This is a genomic window from Pandoraea pneumonica, assembly GCF_902459645.1.
Classification (GTDB): Bacteria; Pseudomonadota; Gammaproteobacteria; order Burkholderiales; family Burkholderiaceae; genus Pandoraea; species Pandoraea pneumonica.
In genome coordinates this window covers 564,840-580,488 of the sequence record NZ_CABPSK010000003.1, presented here as the reverse complement: position 1 = coordinate 580,488, position 15,649 = coordinate 564,840, and the positions used below count along the sequence as shown (strand labels likewise).

Here is a 15,649-nt window from a genome sequence, read left to right as displayed (position 1 = left end):
CTAAGCGGGGTCGGGGGTTTTTGGCAATCTGCGTGTTTCCAAAGCGGGGGACGATTTCGGGAGGACGCTCCGGCAGCCGCTAATAAGCCGGGACACTGGTGCATCCACCCGACAACACGCCGCCCGCGAGTCGGACGTTGGGGTAGTACGGCGCCTTGCAACTGAAGGACGCATACGTGGTCTTCGGCGCAAACCCGCCCCCCAGCCCATATCTGGCGTTAGGTTTGACTTGCGAGTACTGGTGCGTGCAGGACTGCGATGTCGCAGCAACATTGCATACGACAACGACAATCGGATACGAGCAGGTGTTCTCGATGAACATATCGGCGTCGTTGTACGCAGGCTTCAATACCGGCGTCAGGTGCGCGCAGCCGTTGACCGGTGGGCTGGTGTCTGCACTCGATGCCCCGTTGTTCGTGCCTGCCGATGTCGAACGTATCGGTGGACTGGCAGATGCTGTGCCCTGTAGTGCGGAGCCCATGGCTTGCAACTGCGCTGCGTTCTTACCGCCACCGGCCGCCGCGCCCAGCGCGACTGCGCCTAGTAGGCCTGCTGTCATCGAGCCGACCCCCGAAGACGACTCACTTTTTTCGGAGGTATACGTCGTGCTCGAGTTCTCGCCGTTCGTGTAGTTCCTAACGCTGTAGTTGTTCGTTTCGGCGCCAGTCACAAGACCCCCGCGCGCGAAGCGTCCTGATCGTGTGGTGGGGCCGCCGTGAATCTTGTCGCCGTTGATCCACATTTCGCCCCAGCCGTCGCGAAGACCGGCCTTCATCTCGCCAACGTAGCGCAGCATCAGCGTCGAGCCAGCGTAACCGAGCAGCGTGCCTTGCCCGCTGGCCAGACCGCCCTGGCATTCGCCCGACCACGTGTAATGTTCCCAAACACCGAATACGCTGCAATCGGGGCGGTTATCCAACGCGATCTGGGCGTTGCTCTTGTGTGTGGGTCCGGGCAGTCCGCAGCCCGTCAGCATGACGGCAATGCTTGCGATCGCGGCGATTTGAAGCCGTTGCGAAAGGTTCTTCTTCACACGAATCCCCAACGTCGAATTCACTTGTTTGCGGATTCTAGGAGGCTGATTTCGCAAAGACATCATTCAATTGAAGGAAGTCCGTCGATCCCTCGATCATTCAAATGCTTTCTTTTCCGCTTATCCCTCAAATGCAGTATTGACCGCACTTCCAAGGTGGCGCATTACGCGCGCGCAACATCTCTGAAGCACCCAGTAACGCGCCGTTTCGCCGATGTTCCAAGGCGTCCCCATCTCGTTACGTTACGTATTCGCCCTTCGTAACGCTTTGATCGACTCGCGCCGCTTCGCAGTCCTTCGAACGTTGCGCACACCGATCGAATTATTCACATTCAATCGTCTCGATCAACTGAAGACAGACATGGCGAAGCCGCGTGTCTCTCGGTCTAAACCCTGATGACGTTTTTCAATCCCGATTCGTGATTGGCATACAAGTTGCTGAGCCTCTCTGTAGACGAACGGCAAGCTGGATCGGACGCAACCATAACGCGTTCACCAGTGATCAGGTCGTCTCGGGGGGATGATCACACACGAGGCGACGCATCGTTCGCACGTGCTCAGTGGCCATATCTCCAGTGCTTTGAAGCTCAATCACAGAACCAAAATTGGAGAAGCCACACCATGAAAAAAGTCTCATTGACCCTGCTCGCTCTGTTCGCGTCGATTGGCGTCGCACATGCCCAAGTACCGAGCGCTTCGGGCACCGGCATTCTTAGCAACACCACCAGTGTTTCCGGTTCTGCCGCCTCCGTGGCGCCCGGGCAGTCGTACACCGGTGCTAGCGCCACGCAGATGTCGTCGTTCACGCTGCAACCCGGTACGACGACGAACACCTACGCCAGCACGCAGATGAATCTCGTGGGAACGACGCAAACGTCAGGCTCGGCACTGGCATTCAACGCATCGGTGGGCGGCGGCAGTGGCGGTGCCATCGCACAGGGCACGACAAGCTCGACGGCAAATGGCACGCTCGCGTTTCCGAGCGCACATGGCACCGGTACCGGTAGCGCCACGTCCGGCACATCCAATTACGCGCAGGCTGGTAGTAACGAAGCCAACTCGAACGCGTCGGCGAGCGGCGCGAATTTCTACAGCAGCATTCAACAAGACGTCGCCTACACCGGGCCGCAGTACAACGGATTCTCGGTGACGAACACCACGAGCGCAGGCGGCAGTGCAAGTGTCGATAACATCGCCGCGACCGGGCTTGCCGCGCTCACGAGCGCGAACATCAATCTCGCCAACATCCCGAACGTGAACCAGATCGGCGCGGGCGCTACCTACAACGAGTCGTCGGGTTTCACCAACACGCTGCATAACACGGCGAGCAGCAATGCGTCGTTTGGTGTGACGGTCAAGGCCGACAACACGTCGCCGCTGTCGGTCGTCCAACTGCCTACGCCGACCCACTAAGTTGTCGGTTGGCGAACGTCGACAACACCGCGTCGACAACGCATGACGTGCAAGAGCGGGCAGGTGTCACTCGCATCATCGGCACCTCGCCCGCCACACGAGAGCACACACAAAACACATTGAGGGGAAACATCATGAAGAAGATTGCGCTCTTCATCGGTCTCGTCACGCTTGCGTTCTCGGCGCTCGGGCAATCGATGACCGGCATGGGCAGCGGTACCGCTTCATCGGGAGCGACCGGCGGCTCGCTCAATATGGATTCACACGCGATTTACAACACCGACACACGCTTCTCGGCATCCACCGCTGTGGGCCCTGCACTGACAACATCGACCGATACCTGCATGGGATCGACCAGCGTCGGCGGCTCGGGCACGATGTTCGGTTTTTCCATTGGCACCACGTGGACGGACCATCATTGCGAGACGCTCAAGAACGCACGAGAACTGCGCAGCATGGGGCAGGTGAAAGCATCGGTCGCCGTGTTGTGCACCATCGCCGAGAACCGCTATGCGTTGGCAGTGACGGGGGTGCAGTGCCCGATGACACAAGACGAATGGGAGCGGGCCGGGCGCCCGACGCTAAATTCGGAAGGGCTCGCCAATACCAAGGAAGGCAATCTCGGGTTGGTGGTGCTCAACGATGCGCCCATCGCGCAAGCGCAACCCGTGTCCACACCGCAGAGCAAGCAGGACGACATCGAAAAGCGGCTGGCACAAGTGCGTGTCGAGCAGGAACAACTGGCACGAGCCCTTGATATCCAGCTCAGGGCGCTGCGCATCGCGCAGTCGGACCGCGCGAAGGCGGGTTCGAATTGAGCGCTTACACGCTGGCCCCCGAAGTCGAAGTGCAAAAACGTTCGATGCGCTGCAATCGCAGAAGACAATAGCGCCCACCCCTGAATCAACGACTCGACAGGGTGGGGCGCAAGGGGCAAGCGCACGTCACGAGCGCGCGCACAGCACATCAGAAATCCATCAGAAGCGGGTTCGGATACCGGCTGTCGCCTCAACCTGATTATTCGCGCCGTTGGTGCCAGCCACCGTATAGCCACTGTGCAGCTTCATATAGTCGGCGGCGACGTAGACCTCAGTGCGTTTCGAGAGGTGGTAGAACACCGACGCGTAAAGGGTTTCCTTATAGCCGCTGCCCACGCCAGACGTCATGCTGAAGGCGCCGCTATTGGCGTTCGGCACGAAGCCATCGGCGTTATAGGCAGCGTTGCTGGTGTGCATTTGCTGATAGCCGAGTTCGTAGTCGAAGCGGCCTTTTGGCGCGAGCTTGAACGAGACTGTCCAGGCGTTGTCGCGGCGCTGCCCGAGGGCCCCTTGATCACCCGTGTAGTGGAAGTAGCCCGCGTTCACCCGGAAGATGTCCCACGTATAGTTGCCGCCCACCGAGTACGACTGATTCGTGAAACCGGCACGATTCGCGTGGCTGTAGAAGCCGGACACGTTGAACGGACCGCCGTTATAGCCGAGCGCCACCTGATAGTTCGAGCCGACCGCAAAATTCGTGGTGTTGCCGAACGCGTATCCGGCGCTCATGAACAACCCGTTGTTGAACAGCTTCTTCCACGCGACGCCGTTGTTGTATCGCGTGCCGGTCGCACTGGCAGCGTAAAAGATCAACTGCTTGAAGTTGTTGGCGTTCGTCCAGCCGCCCTCTTCGGTGGTCAACTTGGCGCTGCCGTACGGATCGCCGTAGATGGTCGATGCGTCGCGGGCGATGGTGTTCTGAAAGCCGATGGTCAACTTGCCGAAGGTATCGTTCTCGATCCCGACCCAGGCGTCGCGGTCGAAAATCTGACCCGGATCTTCCATCTCGCCGTTGGCGGCCACGAACTCGCTCTCTAACCGGAAGATGATGTGGTTGCCGCCGCCAATATCCTCGGCACCTTTCAGGCCCCAGCGCGAGCCGCTAAACCAGGGTTCACCGCCAAACCCCATGCCGAACGATTTCGCGCCGTTGGGGCCAGCGTTGCTTTGATAGGTCGGCACGCTCATGTCGATCAAGCCATAAAGCGTCACGTTCGACTGGGCTTGGGCGTGGCCCGCGCACAGGGAAACAGCCGCGGCAGCAAGTGCCAGGGTGGGGTTCTTCAAGCGCATCTCCTCGTACCTCTCTCAATGGATGGGTTTTATGTGTCGCCATGTCGATGGTTTGCCGGGTGGTGCCTCTCGCGAAGTCACTCGAATTCAGGGCGAAACCATCGATGTCCATCGTAGTGAGGGCAATCCTTCACCATCCTTTCACGGCCGGTGAAGACAACTCAGGGGAAATGCGGATTCACGGCCGCGCAGGCCTGCTGCGGGGGGAATCGCGTCGCGGCCAATCTGCCGCGACGCGTCGGCCGATTCGCTCTTATGGCGCAAGGATGGCGTCGGCCATGACATGCTCGCGCAGCACGTAGCCGAAGCCGCGCAGGGTCAGGATGCGCGCCGTGGAGGGCGCTAGGTGCTTGCGCAGACGATGGACGTAAAGATCGATTGCGTCGACACTCGGTTCGTCGTCGTGCGAGAAAACGCTTTCCATCAACAGGACTTTCGAGACCGCCTTGTCCTGCCGGAACATCAAGGCTTCAAGCAAGGCATGCTCGCGACGCCGTAGGGCGATGGGTGTGCCGTTATGGCGGAATTCACGCGCACCGAACAGGTATTGCAGGTCGCCACAGCGCATCTCGCCCGACCGGTTGCTCGATTGCCGTCGGATCAACGCCCGGATGCGCGCCACTAGTTCACGGGCGTCGAAGGGTTTGACCACGTAGTCGTCAGCGCCCGCGTTGAGGCAACTGACCTTGTCGTCCGTCGAGCCGTGCGCGGTCAGCATCAGTACCGGCACGTTGTCGCATCGGCGTCGCAGGCGAGCCAATACCTCCTTGCCACTCATGCCGGGCAAGCGCATATCGAGCAGTACCGCATCGTAGAGTTGCGTGGTGAGCATCACTTCCGCTGCTTCACCGTGTTCGGCGCAATCGACGGCAAAGTGCTCGTCGCGCAGCAGCGTGATGACCCAGTGGGCAAGCTCGGCGTTGTCTTCAACGAGCAGCAGCTTCATGCGACACCCCCCGGCCACGCCCGCAGTCTGACTGTCACCAATAGCCCGGTGCCTTGCGCGCCCTGCCCAAGCTCTACGGTGCCGCCGTGGGACTGGGCAATTTCGCGCACGATCGCCATGCCGAGTCCGGTGCCCTCGGCTTGCGTGACACCACGATAGAAGCGCTGAAAGATGCGCGCACGGGCTTCGGCCGGGATGCCGGGGCCGCTGTCGGCGACTTGCACGACGACGTCGTCGTGCTCGCGCCGGCAACTGGCGGTCACCCGTCCGCCGCCCTGTGTGTAGCGGATTGCGTTATCGACGAGATTCGCCACCAGCGCCGAGAGCAAACTTGCGTTCCCGGCCACATGCGTGTCGGGGGCGAGATCGGCACCGAGGTCGATGTCGCGTTGTTCGGCGAGCAGCAGCATGTCGCCGAGCGTATCGGAGACGACGCCAGCGACATCGACCTTGTCTTGCAGGCTGCCGGATGCCGTGGATTCGGCTTGTGCGAGCAACAGCAACTTGCTGGTGAGCGCGGCCATTCGGTGACTGCTGCGTTGCATGCAACCCAGCGTGTCGGCCAGTTTGGGATCGGGACTCTCGCAGCGGCGGGCGAACTGAATCTGCGCATCGAGTACGGCCAGCGGCGTGCGTAGCTGGTGCGCGGCGTCGGCGATGAATTGCCGTTGTGTTGCGGCGTACAGATTCAATTGAGCGATGCATTGATTGATGGCATCGACGATCGGTCTGAGTTCGGCGTGCAGGCGATCCACGCGAATCGGGACGAGATGCGTGGGCTCGCGGTTAGCCACTTCGTCCTTGAGCGTCATGAGCGGGCGCAATTCGAAGGTGAGCCCCAGATGGACGAACAGCGCGGCAAGTAGAAGCATGATGACCTGGCGGAGCAACTGCGGCTGCCACAGGCGCTAGACCATGGCGTCTCGCGAGGCTCGCGTCTTGCCGACGATGACCGTCACCACGGTCGTGGCCCCGGCGTCGTAGAGCTGGCGCTCATAGGCAACCGCGCGAATCCGTTGGCCGGCGAGCGTGGTGTCGTAGTAAAGCGGATGCGCTGGCCGCACCGGGGGCGGCGCGAGGTCCGGATTACCGGCCAGAAGCCGGTTGCGTTGATCCGTCACCTTGTAGAACACGTGGTCCTGCTCGGGCGATTCGAAGATTTCGAGCGCTGCTGGCGGTACCGTCGCATTCACGACGCCGTCGTCCCAATCGATGTCCTCGCCGATGGTGCGCACCGAGGCGAGCAACGCCCCGTCTTCGACCAACGCAGCGGTCTGCCGGGCGGCGTCGTATGACATGGCGCCCGAGATCACGGTGAAGACGGCTAAGGGAAGCAGCAACCACCACAGCAGTCGATGCCGCAGGCTTAGGTCACGCGGGGGCACGGCGCGCAGGGGCCACCGCATTAAAGGAATGCCGGGTCGCATGATTGTCTCCGAATGTGCCGCTGTGCTCCCCAACGAAGGGAGGGGGGGCAGCGGTATCTTTTCGGCGATTTTACGGAGCGCAATCCTTCGACCAGCTTTCATCTGGGCGGGAAAAGGACTAAGGGGTTTCCCTTTTTGTTGCGTATCTGCATCACACAGGAGACGGCTTGGCGCGGTGCCGCAGGGTGAAACGAGCGCGTCCCCCGTCCCGCCCGTATTAGCGGGTTAGGGGGAGGGAGTTAGTGGGTCATTTCCTTGATTTGCGCGCCCCACTGTTTTTGAATCATCGATTTGTTGATTCGCATCCAGTTCTCGGCGGCTTCGACGTATTTGCTGTGGCTGCGCGCAAGGCATTCAATGGGCGCGCCGCCGTCCGACAGGCGACGGCGCTGTTGCGCAACTGCCGCCAGTTGACCTGCCCAGTCGAAATTCGCGTCGAAGGTGTACAGCACGTCAAGCGGCGGGCCGGAGTTCTGAGGCAGCTCCCCATGGCCGGTCAACACGTACTGAGTGCGGAACGTGCCGCGTTGCCACTGCACGAAGCTCGGCACGACGGTGAACGTAAATCGTTTGATGCCCGCACTTACGCACGGCCCTCCGACGCCGACCGCCTGCGATCCGTCCACGGAAAACTCGAAGCCATCTGCGGTTCCCGAAAAGCCCGATGCCGTCAGATTGCCTTGGGTCTGCGCGTCAGCAGGCGCCGACGGTGGCGAATCGCTCGTGATACACGCCCGCATGAAAGCCGTGCGGTCGCTGCCTTGGCGTGAACCCGCCAAGTCGGCACATTGCTTCATGCGCAGTTGGTTCGCCGTAGGCGCCTGAGCGGCCGCGTCAGCCGCGACGAACAGGACGCCCCATGTCAGCATGCCGATCAGTGAATGTCGTCGCATCCTCTCCCCCTGATATTTGGTTTGTGTGCCTCCGAGATGTGCGCATGGTGCCACGGGGAGATCCGCTGCGCATCCACGATATGAAGGACATGTGTCTGCCCCACGCGCTAGGTCTTACATGAACAGGCTCGCCACATCCGAGAAGAACTTTGCCACCGGTGCGGCCCGGCTAGCCCACGTACCCACCGTCACCATTCCGTCGAGAATTGCCATCCAGGGCATGTCACACCTCCAGTCTTGGGTTTCATCGGTCTCGCGGGTTGGTTGATTCCGCGAGTTGATTCAAAGATACCCGCCGACCGGATTTGGGGAAACTGAGACAAATCACAGTGGGCTGTATTTCCGCCGCGTAATCCATCGGCTGTCACACAACGTCCTTAAAGTGGGAGTCCCTTCAAAGCTGGTGGGTCTCCGAGATGACTGCTCTGGACAAAAACGACGTCAACCCCGATCTCGCACGCCGTCGGTTGTTGGCCGCCGCGGGCATCGGTGCCGTTGGATTGATCGCGCCGCTTAGCGCTGAGGCAGCAGGCAAGGGCACCGCCACGCCGCTGGCATCGGCACACGCGGCCACCCCAATCGATCCCGTCGCAACGCCCCCGGTCGCAGGCCTGCATCTCCAGTTCGGTGCCGATGCTTCGCGCGATATCGTCGTGTCTTGGCATTCACTCCAACCGGTCAAGCACCCGCGCGCCATCCTCGGCCGACCCGACGGGCGACTCGAGAAGACGGTCGCCGCCGACGAAGTCCGCTATGTCGACGGCAAATCGAAGCAAACCGTCTACGCCTATCACGCGAAGATCACCGGTCTCGCCTCCGACTCCGCTTATCTCTACGCCGCGCTGCACGACGGTGCAGAACCGCAATTCGGCACTTTCCGTACTGCACCGCGCGGTCGTCAGCCGCTGCGCTTCACCAGCTTCGGCGATCAGGGCACGCCGACCCTCGGCAAGCTCTTCACGCCGCCCGAAGGCGTCACGCTGCCGCCGACCTACGTGAACGATAACCTCGGTTCCCCCGTCGCTGGCGACACCGTGCTCGGCGTCGAACGCTTGCGTCCGCTGTTCCATCTGTTCAACGGCGACCTCTGCTACGCCAACCTCTCGCAAGATCGCGTGCGCACGTGGTGGGACTTCTGGAACAACAACACCCGCAGCGCACGCAATCGTCCGTGGATGCCGTCGCCGGGCAATCACGAAAACGAACTCGGCAACGGGCCGATCGGCTATCAGGCCTACCAGACTTATTTCTCGCTGCCGCCCGCAGACGGCCAGACCGACGTGACGCGTGGCCTCTGGTACGCCTTCACCGCAGGCGCAGTGCGAGTGATCGCCATTGCCAACGACGACGTCTGCTATCAGGACGCCGGTGACACCTACGTGCGCGGCTATTCCAACGGCGCGCAAAAGGCATGGCTCGAAAAAGAGCTGGCCGCCGCCCGCGCCGACCGATCGATCGACTGGCTGATCGTCTGCATGCACCAGGTCGCGATCTCGACCGCCGATAAATTCAACGGCGCCGATCTGGGGATCCGAGAGGAATGGCTGCCGCTCTTCGACAAATACGGCGTAGATCTCGTCGTCTGCGGTCACGAGCACCATTACGAGCGCTCGCATCCCATCCGCGGCCAGCAAGCCAACGGCACGCTCACGCCGATTCCTGTCGCAATGGGCACCGAAGTCATCGACACCACGCAAGGCACCGTGCACATGGTGATCGGTGGCGGGGGCACGTCTGCGCCGTCCAATCAGTTGCTGTTCAACCCGCCTTGCTGCCGCGTCATCACGGGCGTGGGCGAGCGCGATGCCAAGACCGGCAAACGCCCACCGATTTACGTGAAGGAAGACGCCCCGTGGTCAGCCGTGCGCAACGCCGCACGCGCCTATGGCTTCGCCTCGTTCGATGTCGACCCGGGACGCCGCCCCGGCGACATGACCGAGATTCGTGTGACCTACTACGACGTGGTGGGCATAGACGGGCAAATTGCGCCGTTCGAACACTTCACGCTGCGCCGCCCGCGCCGAGATGGCACCGGTCGCGCCTAATGCTTGCTTAGCGCTCGCTTAACGCTTTTTACCCGGCCGCTCGGCGAACGCCAGAATCGTGTCGTAAAGATGCTGCGCGGCGCTCGATAGCACCAACCCCCGGCGGCGAATCAGCCCCATCGTGCGCGTGACCGGGGGATCCACCAACGGCACGCTTCTGAGCGTGGGGTGGTCGCCGGGCGGCATCGCCAAACGCGGCACGGCGGCGATGCCGAGCCCCGCTTCCACCAGACTCACGACGCTCATGACATGCCGAACCTCGCAAAACGAGCGCGGCAAGTCGGGCGTCTCCGCAAGCGCCAGATCGAGAACAAACCGATTGCCGCTGGCCTTCGCTACCGCCAAATACTCGTGCTCCTTCAGCTCCGACCACTTCACGCGTTTGCGTGCAGCGAGCGGATGATCGTGCCGACACGCCAGCACGAACGGCTCGTTGAGAATCGGCTGGAACTCGATGTTCTCTTCCTGCGCGCCCAGATAATTCAGACCGAAGTCCGCCTCCGCGCGCACCACACTCGACAGCACATCGCTCGCGCCCGTGTCGCTCACGCGAATCAATACGCGCGGATAAGTCTCGTGATACCGGCGAAGTACTTCCGGCAGGAAGTGACGCACCGCAGACGGCACGCAGGCCAGCGTCACTTCGCCGCCCATGCGCGTCGCGCCATCGGTCAGGCCTCGCAGGCTGTCTTCGAACTCGTTCAGTAGGTCGCGCGCCTTACGGGCGAAATCGCGCCCGAACACCGTCAAATCGACGCGGCGCGTCGTGCGCTCAAGCAGGCGTACGCCGAGCGTGCTCTCCATCTTGGCGATACGTCGCGACAGCGCCGATTGCGACAAATGAATTTCCTCGGCCGCCGCACGGAAGCTTCCCCGCTCGGCAATCGCCACGAAGGCGCGCAGATCGCTCAGTTCTAGATTCATGCGTACGGTGCACTAATGGTTGTGATTTTTGCGATTCTAATGCGTCGGGATATCGCGCATGATCGAAGACCGCCCCATCGCAGGGTGCACCAACAAGACACACATGGAGGAAAGACACATGAACACGATCAATCGCCGCGCGGCCCTGAAGGCGGGTGCCGTGGTTTCCATCGCTGCGGCGCAAGGGCTCATGCAGCGCAGCATGGCCGCACCTGCTCCGGCAGCGGCGTCGGCCGCCAGCAGCGACGCGGGCACTGCGGGGCAGGGCGTGACGCGCACGCTGGCGCGATACATCGTCACCGCGCGCTATGAAGACCTGCCCGCGAAGGTGCGCAAGGAAGGCACGCGCACGCTGTTGAACTGGATCGGCGTCGCCGTGGGCGGCTCGCGTCACGAGACCGTCGATCGTGCAGTCGCCGCACTCACGCCGTTCTCCGGGCCTGCGCAAGCGCATCTGCTCGGCCGCACAGAACGCTTCGACATCATGAATGCCGCGTTCCTCAATGGCGTCGCCAGCCATATCTTCGATTACGACGACACCCATCTGAAGACCATCATTCACCCGGCGGGTCCGGTCACGTCAGCATTGCTCGCGCTGTCGGAATATCACCCGATCTCCGGCCGCGATTTTCTGAACGCCTTGGTGCTCGGCGTGGAAACCGAATGCCGCATCGGCAACGCCGTCTATCCGAATCACTACGATGTGGGCTGGCAAATTACGGGCACGGCAGGCGTGTTCGGTGCCGCAGCAGCGGCGGGCAAAGTGCTGGGGCTGAGCGAGCAGCAGATGGTCTGGGCGCTGGGCTTGGCGGCGTCGCAGCCGGTGGGGTTGCGTGAGTCGTTCGGCTCGATGAACAAGAGCTTCAACCCGGGGCGCGCGGCGAGCAACGGGCTGTTTGCAGCGCTGCTCGCGGCGAAAGATTTCACGAGTTCGGACGGCATGATCGAAGCGAAGCGCGGCTGGGCGAATGCGATCAGCACTAAGCAGGACTATCGCGAAATCACCGAAGGGCTGGGGCAGCGCTACGAGGCGGCGCTCAACACTTACAAGCCGTTCGCGTGCGGCATCGTGATTCACCCGGCGATCGATGCGGCGATTCAGTTGCGCAACGAGTACAAGCTGACGGCCGATCAGATCGCGGGCATCGAGTTGAAGGTCAATCCGCTCGTCATCGAACTGACCGGTAAGAAGACGCCGCGCATCGGGCTTGAGGGCAAGTTCAGCGTGTATCACTCGGTGGCGGTCGCCATCATCGAAGGCGCAGCGGGCGAGCGTCAGTACAGCGACCGCGCGGTGCAAGACCCGGCCGTGATCGCTTTGCGCGATCGTGTGACGGCGACCATCGTGCCGTCGATCAAGCCGGAACAGGTCGACATGACCATCACGCTCAAGGACGGCCGCAAGCTGCACAAGTTCATCGAGCACGCCATCGGCAGCCTGGAAGTGCCGATGACCGACAAGCAACTCGAAACCAAATTCCTCGATCTGGTGAACGGTATCCTGCCCGACGCACAGGCGCATCGTTTGATCGATGCGTGCTGGCACGTCGAGAAGTTGGATAACGCGGCGGATATCGCTTCGCTGGGCGCAATCAAGGCGTGACGTCGGGGAGGCAAGACCGCGACGCGATTACGGCGTGGACTTGCCTTCGTGCAACGCGCGCAAGCGGCTCACGATGCTCGCGTCTGTGACGACGATGGCATCGAACGTGCGCTTGTCGTTGCTCGTGATAATGCCCGGCAGGCAGTTGGCCGTGGTGGCACCGCAGAACACGTCAACGTGATTGCCCTTGATGGCGCCTCCCGTGTCCCCGGCGAAGAAGTAGCCGTCGTGCTGGAGTTTCTGGCCATCGATCTCGAACGTCGCACCTCGCGCCGCTGGGACATAGATGACTGACCCATACGGAATGGCGCTCTTATCCACCGCAATGGTGCGAAGTGGCACCAATTGAAAGTCGTTCACGCCGTCGCCAAACGGCCCCTTCGCGAGTTTGAAATAGCTTTTGCCCGTGCTGGTGATCCACGGCGTTTTCTTGACGTTGGCGTTGAGCGTTGCCTTGCAATCGACCTGTTGGGCACCCTTGCCGTCGTAATTCAGTGTTCGCTTCTCCGTCCCCAGAGTCACCTGCACGGTCCCCTCAATGGCGCCCAGACACCAGTCCTTCGGGGAAATGTTGTCCGACAGCGCGTTGCCCGCCGCATCGCGGTAAGGGATGCCCGTCGGCGCGCTTGCCGCGACATGAACGTAGTAGTGCGTTGCCCAAAGCTGCTTAGGCGTCGTGATGGCCGCCGGTGCAGGCAGATCGAAGTCGGATTGCTGCGCGGTGCCTGCAAAGGTCAGCGCAGGCGAAATGAGTAGCGTGACAGCCGCCAGATAGCGAAGCGTCATCGTGCGTCCTTATGCAAGTCGATTGGCCGGGGTGCTTAAGTGCACTCGGAGAGAATTACCGGGATGATCTGCGTGCCTTGATCCGTGATCAGGCTTTTGAGTGTGCCCATGTAGCCGAAATACATGGCTGCCGCGCTTTCATCCAGTTTCGATGGCATCGGCAATAAGGCCGCCGTTTTCGCGTTGCCGATACCGTGGACCGACAAACTGATGCTGCCGTCGAACTTGCTGGCATTACCCGACGCCGAGAGGAAACCGAACAGATTGGAGAGCGAGATCGAACCCGACTTGGATTTGTAACGAATTCGCATCTCGATCGACACGCCGTATTTCTTCCCGCCGTCGGAGCGGTATTGCTTGAACGAGTAGATCGTCAGGAATTGGTCGCTGCTACCGGTCGCCTGACCTACGACGGCCTCCAGCTTTACGCCATCGATGACCTGATAGGTCGTGAGCGTGGTTTCTAGTTCGTTCAGTTGCTCGGGCTTGATCTGAAGCTCACTGACCAATGCCGTATCGGGCTTTGAGGGGGCAAACAACGGCTTGAGCTGCGGGGTGCTAACCCCTGTGTTCAACAGCGACGCCTCGGAAGTACAAGTGTCAGCCGCGAGGGCCTGCGTGGGCAGCAAGGCGATGGCCACCGCACTGATGGCGGTGATGGCCGAATACCGATTCATAACGTTTCCCCTGCGGCGCTGGGCGCCGGTACAGCATCGTCATTATTTTTGACCCATGCCCGCGATCGGTCGACGGCGTCAGGCTGGGGCTTGATTTTCTAAAACGAACGGCTGCGTCAGAAAATAGGGGAAACGAAAAAGGTTGGGAATCCTTCAAATGGACGATGGCCGTGGAGGGCCGCGTCCAGGCGGTGCCGGAGGTGTCAATTCCCCGATTTTCGGTACAACGCCAGCCCGCCCGCCAACGAGAACATCACCACAGCGCATACGCGGTTCAGGCGCTTCAGGCCACGTGCCGTCATCAGGCGTGCGGCTTGCACGCCACCGGTCGCGTAAAGCGTCATCACCACGATATCGACCAGTGCGAAGACCACCGCCAGCGTGGCGTACTGCGGCACCAGTGCCTCAGACGTGTTGACGAACTGCGGCAGAAACGCCGACAGGAACAGCAGAATCTTCGGATTGGTGAGCGTCACGCCGAAGCTGCGCAGGAAGACGCGGCGGGCGCTGAGATCGGCCTTGATGCGCACCTGACTCAAATCCTTCGGATGACTGCGCCACAACTGCACCGCCAGCCACACGAGATAGAGCACACCCACCCATTTCACCGTGGCGAAGAGCGTCGCCGATGCCATGAGCAGGGCGCCAAGGCCAGCACCGACGGCCGCAACGATCGCGAGGTCGGAAAGCGCCGCGCCAGCCATCCCTACCAGCACCACTCGCCAGTTACCGGAAACGCCGTTGGCCAACGCCAGTAGCGTGGTCGGGCCGGGAATCAGGCCGCCGATCAGCGCGGCGGTGGCGTAAATCGCAAGCGTGGAGAGTTGCATGGCGAGGCACCGGAAAGGGGATCGGGTGCCAGTCTTGCAGATAACCCCGGCGTCGGCAAGCGGCCGGCGGACCGCCCGCCAGCCTTGGAGATTCAGCCAATTCAGCCGATATGGGCGGCAAATCCGCGCTTGCCCGGGGCCACATCGTCCTTGAGCGTGAGTGCCGGAATCTCGTACTGCCCGTAGTTCTGGCGACGGAACGGAATCGGCGGCGTCGTCGCCAGCGTGTCGAGACGCTCACCCAGTTCACGCGTAGTCTGCTCGAACCTGGCGTCATCCATACGGCCGGCGCGATAGATCACATGCGGCGGCAGCACGTCGAACCCTGGGTAGAACAGCATGCCGTGCTGAATCGGGAAAAGGATGTCGTCAATCGGGCCGTTGATGCCGCGCGGACTGTAATGCGAGTCCCAGCCGCCAGTCGTCACCACGAGCATCGCCCGCTTGCCTGCCATCGAACCTTCGCCATAACGCAGGCCCCAGCGTGCGTCCGAATGCTCGCCGACGCCATAGGCGAACCCATAGGCATAAACGCGATCGATCCAGCCTTTCATGATGGCGGGCATCGAGAACCACCACAGCGGGAATTGCAGAATCACCGTGTCGGCCCAGCGCAGCTTGTCTTGTTCACGCGCAATATCGGCACGCTGTTGACCGTTCTCAAAAGCGTGCTTCGACGCGAGCGACGGGTTGAACGGCGTGCTGGCTTCGTGCACGAGCGAGTCGTCCCCATCGACTGCGGCTTTCCACTGCATCGCGTACAAATCCGAAACCTGCACGTGGTGTCCAGCCGCTTCGAGGCGTTGCACAGCGAAGTCGCGCAGCGCGCCGTTCAGTGAGCGCGGTTCGGGGTGCGCGTAGACAATCAGGACATTCATGACCAACCTCCATTACCAATTCATCAATTCGTTCAGGGAATGAAGGCAGCTTAGGCGGCTAGCAGGTATATTGGAAATGAATT

At 61.5% G+C, this 15,649-nt stretch carries 13 protein-coding genes and 1 pseudogene; 4 read left to right on the top strand and 10 right to left on the bottom strand.

Translation table 11 applies throughout. The features are described from left to right. Positions 1-79: 79 nt before the first annotated feature. Positions 80-1,033 (bottom strand): hypothetical protein, encoded by a 954-nt coding sequence (locus PPN31114_RS18190; protein ID WP_150680890.1) that lies wholly within the window; start codon positions 1,031-1,033, stop codon positions 80-82. Positions 1,034-1,654: 621 nt separating this feature from the next. Between PPN31114_RS18190 and PPN31114_RS18185 the strand changes: the two genes are divergently transcribed. Both PPN31114_RS18185 and PPN31114_RS18180 read left to right on the top strand, forming a co-directional pair. Then, positions 1,655-2,446 (top strand): hypothetical protein, encoded by a 792-nt coding sequence (locus PPN31114_RS18185; protein ID WP_150680889.1) that lies wholly within the window; start codon positions 1,655-1,657, stop codon positions 2,444-2,446. A 134-nt stretch (positions 2,447-2,580) separates the two neighbouring features. Further along, entirely contained in the window at positions 2,581-3,264 is a 684-nt protein-coding gene (locus PPN31114_RS18180) for a hypothetical protein (RefSeq protein WP_150680888.1), read from the top strand. Between the two features lie 159 nt (positions 3,265-3,423). On the opposite strand, the gene PPN31114_RS18175 is transcribed toward PPN31114_RS18180, so the two are convergent. From PPN31114_RS18175 to PPN31114_RS18160, 4 genes and pseudogenes are all read right to left on the bottom strand, one after another. Further along, entirely contained in the window at positions 3,424-4,557 is a 1,134-nt protein-coding gene (locus tag PPN31114_RS18175; protein WP_174988183.1) for a porin, read from the bottom strand. Between the two features lie 253 nt (positions 4,558-4,810). Then, positions 4,811-5,503 carry a response regulator gene (locus tag PPN31114_RS18170; protein ID WP_150680886.1) on the bottom strand — a complete coding sequence of 231 codons (693 nt, stop codon included), beginning with the start codon at positions 5,501-5,503 and terminating at the stop codon, positions 4,811-4,813. Then, positions 5,500-6,909 (bottom strand): annotated as a pseudogene (locus tag PPN31114_RS18165) (sensor histidine kinase). Before PPN31114_RS18165 ends, PPN31114_RS18170 begins: the two are co-directional and overlap by 4 nt. Positions 6,910-7,169: 260 nt before the next feature. Next, positions 7,170-7,823, bottom strand: a complete 654-nt coding sequence (locus tag PPN31114_RS18160) for a PsiF family protein (protein WP_150680885.1) — start codon at positions 7,821-7,823, stop codon at positions 7,170-7,172. Between the two features lie 416 nt (positions 7,824-8,239). Between PPN31114_RS18160 and PPN31114_RS18155 the strand changes: the two genes are divergently transcribed. Next, complete coding sequence (locus PPN31114_RS18155) at positions 8,240-9,868, top strand: metallophosphoesterase (RefSeq protein WP_150680884.1); 1,629 nt, start codon at positions 8,240-8,242, stop codon at positions 9,866-9,868. Between the two features lie 18 nt (positions 9,869-9,886). Here the strand turns inward: PPN31114_RS18155 and PPN31114_RS18150 are convergent, their stop codons facing one another. Then, entirely contained in the window at positions 9,887-10,792 is a 906-nt protein-coding gene (locus tag PPN31114_RS18150) for a LysR family transcriptional regulator (RefSeq protein ID WP_150680883.1), read from the bottom strand. A 118-nt stretch (positions 10,793-10,910) separates the two neighbouring features. Between PPN31114_RS18150 and PPN31114_RS18145 the strand changes: the two genes are divergently transcribed. Then, entirely contained in the window at positions 10,911-12,395 is a 1,485-nt protein-coding gene (locus PPN31114_RS18145) for an MmgE/PrpD family protein (protein WP_150680882.1), read from the top strand. 27 nt (positions 12,396-12,422) lie between these two features. Here the strand turns inward: PPN31114_RS18145 and PPN31114_RS18140 are convergent, their stop codons facing one another. The 4 genes from PPN31114_RS18140 to PPN31114_RS18125 all read right to left on the bottom strand — a co-directional run bounded on the left by PPN31114_RS18140 (position 12,423) and on the right by PPN31114_RS18125 (position 15,566). After that, positions 12,423-13,181 (bottom strand): 3D domain-containing protein, encoded by a 759-nt coding sequence (locus PPN31114_RS18140; RefSeq protein WP_150680881.1) that lies wholly within the window; start codon positions 13,179-13,181, stop codon positions 12,423-12,425. A 35-nt stretch (positions 13,182-13,216) separates the two neighbouring features. Next, positions 13,217-13,858 carry a hypothetical protein gene (locus PPN31114_RS18135; RefSeq protein WP_150680880.1) on the bottom strand — a complete coding sequence of 214 codons (642 nt, stop codon included), beginning with the start codon at positions 13,856-13,858 and terminating at the stop codon, positions 13,217-13,219. Between the two features lie 203 nt (positions 13,859-14,061). Beyond that, complete coding sequence (locus tag PPN31114_RS18130) at positions 14,062-14,688, bottom strand: LysE family translocator (protein WP_150680879.1); 627 nt, start codon at positions 14,686-14,688, stop codon at positions 14,062-14,064. 101 nt (positions 14,689-14,789) lie between these two features. Then, positions 14,790-15,566 carry an NAD(P)H-dependent oxidoreductase gene (locus PPN31114_RS18125; protein ID WP_150680878.1) on the bottom strand — a complete coding sequence of 259 codons (777 nt, stop codon included), beginning with the start codon at positions 15,564-15,566 and terminating at the stop codon, positions 14,790-14,792. Positions 15,567-15,649 lie beyond the last annotated feature (83 nt).